This is a genomic window from Corynebacterium sp. c24Ua_83 (assembly GCF_039907245.1).
GTDB lineage: Bacteria > Actinomycetota > Actinomycetes > Mycobacteriales > Mycobacteriaceae > Corynebacterium.
This window is the reverse complement of sequence record NZ_JASBOI010000006.1, coordinates 96,932-105,389: the sequence shown is the minus strand read 5'-3', so window position 1 is coordinate 105,389 and position 8,458 is coordinate 96,932. Positions and strand designations below refer to the sequence as shown.

General features: G+C 62.0%; 5 protein-coding genes and 1 tRNA gene. 3 read left to right on the top strand and 3 right to left on the bottom strand.

Annotated elements, in window-relative coordinates; genetic code table 11:
- Nucleotides 1–105 precede the first annotated feature (105 nt).
- The 3 genes from QKE30_RS06240 to gyrA all read right to left on the bottom strand — a co-directional run bounded on the left by QKE30_RS06240 (nucleotide 106) and on the right by gyrA (nucleotide 3,638).
- A tRNA-Ile gene (locus QKE30_RS06240) sits at nucleotides 106–182 on the bottom strand.
- Between the two features lie 104 nt (nucleotides 183–286).
- A complete protein-coding gene (locus QKE30_RS06235) occupies nucleotides 287–958 on the bottom strand; it encodes a DUF3566 domain-containing protein (RefSeq protein WP_239200943.1) in 672 nt (223 codons plus the stop codon).
- A 166-nt stretch (nucleotides 959–1,124) separates the two neighbouring features.
- Nucleotides 1,125–3,638 carry a DNA gyrase subunit A gene (gene gyrA / locus QKE30_RS06230; protein ID WP_239200942.1) on the bottom strand — a complete coding sequence of 838 codons (2,514 nt, stop codon included), beginning with the start codon at nucleotides 3,636–3,638 and terminating at the stop codon, nucleotides 1,125–1,127.
- Between the two features lie 282 nt (nucleotides 3,639–3,920).
- Between gyrA and QKE30_RS06225 the strand changes: the two genes are divergently transcribed.
- Genes QKE30_RS06225 through efeB form a run of 3 tightly spaced genes read left to right on the top strand, consistent with a single transcriptional unit; the run spans nucleotide 3,921 to nucleotide 8,437 of the window.
- On the top strand, nucleotides 3,921–5,864 hold the full coding sequence (locus QKE30_RS06225; protein ID WP_239200940.1) for an alkaline phosphatase family protein: 1,944 nt from the start codon (nucleotides 3,921–3,923) through the stop codon (nucleotides 5,862–5,864).
- 27 nt (nucleotides 5,865–5,891) lie between these two features.
- A complete protein-coding gene (locus QKE30_RS06220; RefSeq protein ID WP_347934352.1) occupies nucleotides 5,892–7,139 on the top strand; it encodes an EfeM/EfeO family lipoprotein in 1,248 nt (415 codons plus the stop codon).
- Complete coding sequence (gene efeB / locus QKE30_RS06215) at nucleotides 7,139–8,437, top strand: iron uptake transporter deferrochelatase/peroxidase subunit (protein WP_347934351.1); 1,299 nt, start codon at nucleotides 7,139–7,141, stop codon at nucleotides 8,435–8,437. Before QKE30_RS06220 ends, efeB begins: the two co-directional genes overlap by 1 nt.
- Nucleotides 8,438–8,458: the final 21 nt, after the last annotated feature.

Genomic DNA, 8,458 nt, shown 5'->3' with positions numbered 1-8,458 from the left:
GCTTGCAAAGCAGATGCTCTACCAATTGAGCTAATGCCCCTTGACTATCGAACCAAGCTTCCGAAACTATATCAGACGCTTTAATCTCTAGCGAAGAGTGTTCGATGGTGGGCCTAGGAGGACTTGAACCTCCGACCTCTTCGTTATCAGCGAAGCGCTCTAACCGCCTGAGCTATAGGCCCTCGAACGAGTAGAAACATTACCCACCAACCCGGACAATCACCAAATCGCCTGGTCAGTAGCGGTTTTTATGGCTGGAAAGTGGGCGTCAAAAAGAACAAAAGAGTTAGCGATCCAGCTGGATGCGCAGACCGCCCAGAATGCTCGACGAGGCGTTGTAGATCAGTGCGGCGACGGGCGCCAGAAGAGTGAAGAGCACAACCTCGAAAAGGCCAATGGCGATAACACCACCGAAGTACATGCCGGCGGACATGCCAGAGGAATCCGTCAGGTCACCGATCAGCGAATCCAGACGGTCCCACGTGCCCGCAGCGCCGAGAATGATGTAGATCAGCGCCATAGCCACAAACCACACCGCAAACAGCGCCAGGTTAAAGATAAGCGCCATCTTCAGGGCGCTGATCGGCTCGATGTACGTGATCGTGCGCTGCACGCCCCGCTTGGCCGGGTTGCCGGGCTTATTGGGCTTGTTGGGCTTGTTGTCAGGCTGGACAGGTTGGCTAGAGCTAGTCGGCTGGGTAGCCGCGTTAGTCTCCGGCGCTTTCTGCTCGGCCTTCTGCTCGGCCTTCGCGGTGGCGTTTTCGCCAGCCTTCGCGGTGGTCTGGTTCTTCGCCACAGCCTGATCCTGCACCGGCGCCTTGGCCTGCTCCGCGGATCCCTGCACGTTCTTTGCCTTCGCGTTCTTGGCCTTCCCTGCGGTTGCCTGCACGTTCTTGGCTTTCGCATTCTGCGCGTTCTTGGCATTCTTCGCGTTCGGCGGGGGCGTTTTGTGCGTCATCGCATCTCCGTACTTGTTCGCACTCTTCAGTACTCGTTCGTGCTCGGTTGTGCTCTTTTATGCCTTTACGACAGTAGCCTAGCGGTATCGACCGCCAGGCTACTTCGGTTCAATGCTTACCCTTCAGGCCTACCCGGGCTACCCGGGGTTGCCCGGGGTACTCGGCCTACTCGGATTCCGTCTCCGCCTTCGCAGTGGCCTCGGCAGATTCCTCTGCCTCTTCTTCCACGTTGCGGTCCACGGCAACCAGCTCGTTGCCCTTGGCCAGGTCCACCAGGCGCACGCCCATGGTCGCACGACCGCTGTGGCGGATCTGGCTAACCTCGGTGCGGATCACGCCGCCGTTGGAGGTCATGGCCAGGATCTCGTCGTCGTCGTTGACCGTCAGCGCGCCGATCAACTTGCCGCGCTTCTTGTCGTACTTGAACGCAACCACGCCCAGGCCGCCACGGCCCTTCGTCGGGTACTCCTCCATCGGCGTGCGCTTGCCGTAGCCACCGGAGGTAGCCACGAACAGGGAGGAATCCTCCGCCACGACCGTCAGGGCCAGCAGCTGGTCCTCCTCGCGGAAGCGCATGCCCTTAACACCGGCGGTGGCGCGACCCATCGGGCGCAGCGTCTCATCATCAGCGGTGAAGCGCATGGCCTGCCCCTCTTCGGAAACCAGCAGCAGGTCGTCCTCGGCGGTGCACAGCTGCGCGCCGACCAGGCGATCGCCCTCGTTCAAGTTGATGGCGATCAGGCCGCCGGAACGGGCAGTGTCGTAATCCGTCAGGCGGGACTTCTTCACCCGACCATGTGCGGTAGCCAGCACCAGGTACGGAGCATCCTCGTAGGACTGGATCTGGATAACCTGGGCAATCTGCTCACCCGGCTGGAACTCCAGCAGGTTAGCCACGTGCTGGCCACGGGCCGTACGGGTGGCCTCCGGCAGCTCGAAGGCGCGCAGACGGTACACGCGGCCGAAGTTGGTGAAGAACAGAATCGTGTCGTGCGTCGAGCAGACGAAGAAGTGGCGTACCACGTCGTCCTGCTTCAACTCGGCACCGCGCACGCCCTTGCCGCCGCGGCGCTGGCTACGGTAGCTATCCACCTTCGTGCGCTTCGCATAGCCGGTGGAGGTGATCGTCACAACCACGTTCTCGCGGGCAATCAGGTCTTCCTCGGACACGTCGCCGGAAGCGGCGATGATCTGCGTGCGGCGCTCGTCACCGTACTTATCCACGATCTCTGCCAGCTCGGTGCGGACGATGTCGCGCTGGCGCTGCGGGGATTCCAGGATCGCCTTCAGGTCGGCGATGGTCTCCTCCAGCTCCGCCAACTCGTCGATGATTTTCTGGCGCTCCATCGCGGCCAGGCGGCGCAGCTGCATAGCCAGGATGTGGTCGGCCTGCACCTCGTCGACATCCAACAGGTCGATCAGGCCGGTGCGGGCCTCGTCCACCGTCGGGGAGCGACGGATCAGGGCGATGACCTCGTCCAGCATGTCCAGGGCCTTCACCAGGCCGCGCAGGATGTGGGCGCGCTTCTCGGCCTCATCCAGGCGGAACTGGGTGCGGCGCACGATCACGTCGATCTGGTGGTCCACGTAGTGGCGCAGCATCTGGTCCAGGCGCAGGGTACGCGGCACGCCATCCACGATGGACAGCATGTTAGAGCCGAAGCTGGTCTGCAGCTGGGAGTGCTTGTACAGGTTGTTCAGCACCACGCGCGGCACAGCGTCGCGCTTCAGGGTGATGACGATGCGCATGCCCACGCGGTCGGAGGACTCATCGTCGATCTTGGAGATACCGGCGATCTTGCCGTCACGGATCTGCTCCGCGATCGAGGCCACCAGGTTGTCCGGGTTCACCTGGTAGGGCAGCTCGGTGATGATGATGACCTGACGGTTGCCCTCTTCCTCGATGCTGGTCACGCCGCGCATGCGGATGGAGCCACGGCCGGTGCGGTAGGTGTCCTGGATACCCTTGTCGCCAACGATCAGGCCGGCCGTCGGGAAGTCCGGTCCCTTCACCCGCTCCATGCAGGCCTCCAGCGCGTCGGCCTCCTCCGCCTCCGGGTTGTCGAGCAGCCAGTAGATGGCCTCCGCCAGCTCGTTGAGGTTGTGCGGCGGGATGTTGGTAGCCATACCCACGGCGATACCGCCGGAGCCGTTCATCAGCAGGTTCGGCACGCGGGACGGCAGCACGGTCGGCTCGGTGGTCTTGCCGTCGTAGTTGGGCTGGAATTCGACGGTGTTTTCGCGAATGTCACGCACCATCTCCATCGCCAGGGGCGTCATGCGGCACTCGGTGTAACGCATAGCAGCCGCGCCGTCGTTACCGCGGGAACCGAAGTTACCCTGACCGTCGACCAGCGGGTAACGCATGGACCACGGCTGAGCCAAGCGCACGAGAGTGTCGTAGATCGCGCTGTCGCCGTGCGGGTGGTAGTTACCCATCGTATCGGCGACGGGCTTTGCGGACTTCACGTAGCTGCGCTCGGGGCGGTAGCCGTTGTCGAACATCGCGTAGAGGATGCGTCGGTGCACGGGCTTCAGACCGTCACGGACTTCGGGCAGGGCGCGTCCGACGATCACGCTCATGGCGTAATCGATGTAGCTGGACTTCATTTCCTCCTGCAGATCGATCGGTGTGATTCGATCAAAGAGGTTGTCGCTACCGTTGTTGTCGTCGCTCACTGTTTTGAGAAGCCTTTCTGTTTAGCCTTCAGACCCATCCATTCTACCCCCTTGTTGTGAGTTTCCTGCGCTTTGGAGGCTTTGTGACGCCACCTTTCCCGCCCCGTTAGGTGAATTCGAGATGTTACACAGGTAAATAACCGTTGAACTCATGCGAATGCATGCTCTTTGCCGTGCAAGGCCGCTAAACCAGGAGTTAGATCAGGAGTGTTCAAACACTGACCCTATTGCAGCCATAGCCGACTGGTGGCTATGACCGCTATCGCAAGAGGAAGCCCAATCATGAACTCTCCCAAGCCCTTCACCGCCCTGCGCAAAGTCGCTTCGATGGCCGCCTCCAGCGCCCTGCTGGTCGCCGCAGCCACCGGCGGCATGGGTGTTGCCGCCGCTGACGATGCTCAGGCCAAGCCGAAGACTCCCATCGAGCACGTCGTCGTCATCTACAGCGAGAACATCTCCTTCGACCACTACTTCGCCACCTACCCCAAGGCCGCGAACAAGGACGGCGAGAAGCTGCAGTCCAACGACCAGGATGCGCCGAAGTTCAAGGCAAAGAAGGGCACCCCGAAGGTCAACAACCTGGCTAGCGAGGATCTGCTGGGTAAGAACAACCCCAACTCCGTCAAGCCTTTCCGCCTGGGCCCGGATCAGGCCGTCACCGTGGACCAGAACCACGAGTACTCCGCGCTGCAGGAGGCTTTTAACGGCGGCAAGATGGACAAGTTCCCGGAGACTGTCTCCACCGACGTGGATAAGGACAACGAGGGCCTGTACGCCCGCCCGGGTATGACCATGGGTTACTACGACGGCAACACCGTCACGGGCCTGTGGAACTACGCGCAGCACTATGCCATGAACGACAACAGCTACTCCACCATCTTCGGCCCGTCGACCCCCGGCGCGCTGAACCTGGTGGGCGCCACCGTCGCCGGCGCCACCATCCACGATCCGTCGAACGGCGAGCAGGTGAAGATCACACCGGGTGAGTCCGACGAGTTCGCCGGAGTATCCAAGGACGGCAAGACCGTCACCGTCGTGGGCGACCCGGATCCGCTGTACGACGACTGCTCCAACAGCTCCTCCTCCAAGACCGACGAGGTTGCTGCGCTGCACAACAAAAACATCGGTGACCAGATGAACGAGAAGGACATCACCTGGGGCTGGTTCCAGGGCGGCTTCCGCCCGACGGAGAAGGCCACGGACGATGCCCGCGCTCGTTGCGGTGCCACCCACAAGACCCTGACCGGCCAGGAGAAGACGGACTACAATCCGCACCACCAGCCGTTCCAGTACTTCGCCTCCACTGCCAACCCGCACCACCTGGAACCCAGCAGCCCGGACATGATCGGCAAGTCCGACCAGGCTAACCACCAGTACGACCTGCAGGATTTCGATACTGCACTGGAGAACAACAACCTGCCGGCCGTGAGCTACCTGAAGGCCTCCAACTACCAGGACGGCCACGCGGGCTACTCCAACCCGCTGGATGAGCAGGCCTTCATGACCCACTACATCAACGAGATCCAGAACTCTGACCAGTGGGATTCCACCGCCATCGTCATTGCCTACGACGATTCCGACGGCTGGTACGACCACCGTGCCCCGGAGGTTCTGAATGGCTCCAAGGACAAGACCAAGCTGGAAGAAACCGGTAAGCCGATCGATTCCAAGATCTGCACTGACGCTGCCAAGAAGGTCGGCGTGGCCGGCGACGCAGACGGCCAGTGCGGACCGGGCACCCGCCAGCCCCTGCTGGTTATTTCCCCGTACTCCAAGGTCAACCACATCGATAACACCTACACCGAGCAGACCTCGGTGACGAAGTTCATCCAGGACAACTGGGAGCTGGGCCGCCTCAGCGAGCACAGCTTCGATAACCGCGCGGGCAAGCTGGACAACATGTTCGACTTCGATAACGCCAGCGCAGAGAAGCTGTTCCTCAACGAGACCGACGGCACCGTCGCCAAGGACTACGACTCCATCGAACGGGTGGATGACAGCGACCGCGCGGGCGAGAAGCTGAAGGACGTCGCCGAAGGCATGAACGACCCGAAGGTCACGGAGAAGGACGTGCAGAACGCAGCAGCCTCTAACGGCAAGAACAATGCTGCGGGTGAGTCCGACTCCAACCACCTGGGCGCCTGGCTGGGCATGGGCGCGGTGGCCGTAATCGTGCTGGGCTTCCTCACCTGGATCTCCAACCGTAAGGGCGAATCCGAGAGCTAGCACTAATAGCCGCCATCGGTATCAGCCATGACCTCCCCTGAACCATCGGATCGACCCCGCCCGCTGCGGCGGCCCGCCCGGGTTGTCGCGGCCCTCGCCGTGGCCTCTATCTCGGCGAGCGCGTTGCTGCTATCCGGCTGCTCTAGCGAGGATAGCGGCAGCGGCACTGGTGGCGGCGGCGATGGTTCCGGCGATACCGGCCTTTCCGTCGATGCCGACATTCACATCAAGAGTCGCCGCGCCTGCCCCTCCCCCGGCGATCTGCACGGCGACCTCAACCACATCCGCGTGGCCAACACCGCGGACGCCTCCACCACGGTCTACGTCGCCGACCAAGAAGGCTTCGCCTACCAGACCCTCGAGCGCGTCGGCAGTTCCGCCACCCGCTCCTGGTCCGTGAAGCTTGCCGACGGTACATACCACCTGACCTGCGTCTTCCAGGGAAAGAAGGCGATCGCCAGCGACGAGTTTAGGGTCACTGATTCTTCTCTTCGTGACGCCCCCAGAATGAAACCCATCACGGACAAAGAGGTCACGGACGTATCCATCGCCCACGCGCATGCACAAAAACCTCAGGTGCGCGAGTGGGTTTCCAAGGACGACGCACTGTTGCGAGCCGTCCGTTCCGGCGACCGCGCGGCCGCGCAGGAAGCCTGGAAGACGGCCTATCTGGCCTACCGCAGGCTGGACGATTCCAACCACGAGTGGCCAGGGCCGGTGGATGAAATCGCGGACTTCGGCACCAGTTCGAAGGCCAACGGTGCGCAGGCCAAAGACCTTTCGGGCTACCACCGGCTGGAGTGGGGCCTGTGGCACGGCGAGCCTATGGGTGCGCTGGTAGCACCCGCCGAGAAACTGAACCAGAACGTTCGCAAAGTGGCGGACGGCACCGAGCATTTTGCGATCTTTGCACCCAACTATGGCCTACGAACACACGAGGTCACCGAGGAGGTCGAGCGCTTCGACCTCAAGAGTCACAACGACTTCGGCGCCCACATCACGGGCAGCGCGGTGCGGGCCGCACTCTACTCCACCCGCTCTACCCTCGATCCGCTGCGCGAACTGGTAGAAGACCGCGGGGCGGACCTGCAAGAACTAGATAGGCAGCTAGATCGGACGGACAAGGTAGCCAAGAAGATGGCCGCCAAATACGACGGAAAGAAGCCCTTCACCGCGTGGAAACAGGCCGATCAGCGGGAACTAGGAGCGGCCATTGGGGAGCTGAACGAGCTGCTTGCCCCGCTGGCGACGATGACTGTGATCAGGAGGATGTAGTGAACTGTCTTTTTCATTCCCGTGCCACCGCAGATAACCACGGCGAGCAGAAGAACCGCCCCGCAGGCAGCCGGGTTTCGAGGCGCACCATGCTCGGCGGAATGCTGGGGCTGGCTGGAGCGGGTGGCGTCACTACCCTTGCAAAAACCGGCGCCACCGCCGAAGAAAACGACGGCAGCGACGAGCTACCCGACTACCCATTTGAGGGCAAACACCAGCAGGGCGTGATTACGCCACCGCAAAAAGAACTGATCATCTGCGGTTTGGACGTGCTGGTTGAAAAGCGCGAGGAGCTAAAGGAGTTGCTGCAGACAATCACCGAACGGGCGCGCGTGCTGACCACCGGGGGTCCGGCGGCGCCCGATGGGATCGCGTATCCGGCAACGGATTCCGGGGAGCTGGGCGAGGACGTGCCGGTGGACGGGCTGACGATCACGCTAGGGGCGGGCGCAACGCTGTTCGACGATCGCTTCGGGTTGAAGGCCAAGAAGCCAAAGCACCTCAACACCATGAAGGCCTTCGCGGATGATTCGCTGGATCCCGCACAGTGCCACGGCGACCTGGTGCTGCAGATCTGCGCGCACAACCGGGATACGGCAATGCACGCACTGCGCGATATTCTGCGGCACACGCGCGGGGGGATGGCGGTGCGGTGGCGCCAATCCGGTTACCAGAACCCGCCCCGGCCGAGTGGCACACAACGCAACCACCTGGGATTTAAGGATGGAATCGTTAATCCCACGCCCGAGCAGCACAACGAGCTGGTGTGGGCCGGCGGCGACGAGCCGAAGTGGGCAGCGGGCGGTAGCTACATGGCCGTGCGGCTGATCGTGATGCTGACGGAGTTCTGGGATCGCATCTCTATCGCGGAGCAGGAGCAGATCTTTGGCCGCGAACGCTTCAGCGGCGGGCCGCTTTCCGGCGGCGACGAATGGGAGGAGCCGGACTATCTGGATGACCCCACAGGGGATGTGATTCCGGTGGATGCGCACATCCGCTTGGCGAACCCGCGGACCGAGGAGACGGCGAACCAGTTGATGCTGCGGCGTGCCTATAACTACGACAATGGTGTGCTGGACAACGGCACCCTGGACGTGGGTTTGGTGTTTGTGTGCTTCCAGCAGGATCTGCAGCGGCAGTTTATTACCGTGCAGAGGCGGCTGGAGGGCGAACCGCTGGCTGACTACATCAGGCCGTACGGCGGTGGGTATTTCTACGTATTTCCCGGAGTGTCTGGGAGAGAGGACTTCCTAGGTAAGGGACTTTTCTTTCCCCCATACGTGGGTAAATCAAAGTGACTGGTGTGGAAAGTTGCGCAA

What these genes read in the sequence shown, in the direction of transcription:
- QKE30_RS06225 (WP_239200940.1), top strand. Translation starts at nt 3,921, where the DNA reads ATGAACTCTCCCAAGCCCTTCACCGCCCTGCGCAAAGTCGCTTCGATG.
- QKE30_RS06235 (WP_239200943.1), bottom strand. Translation starts at nt 958, where the DNA reads ATGACGCACAAAACGCCCCCGCCGAACGCGAAGAATGCCAAGAACGCG.
- QKE30_RS06220 (WP_347934352.1), top strand. Translation starts at nt 5,892, where the DNA reads ATGACCTCCCCTGAACCATCGGATCGACCCCGCCCGCTGCGGCGGCCC.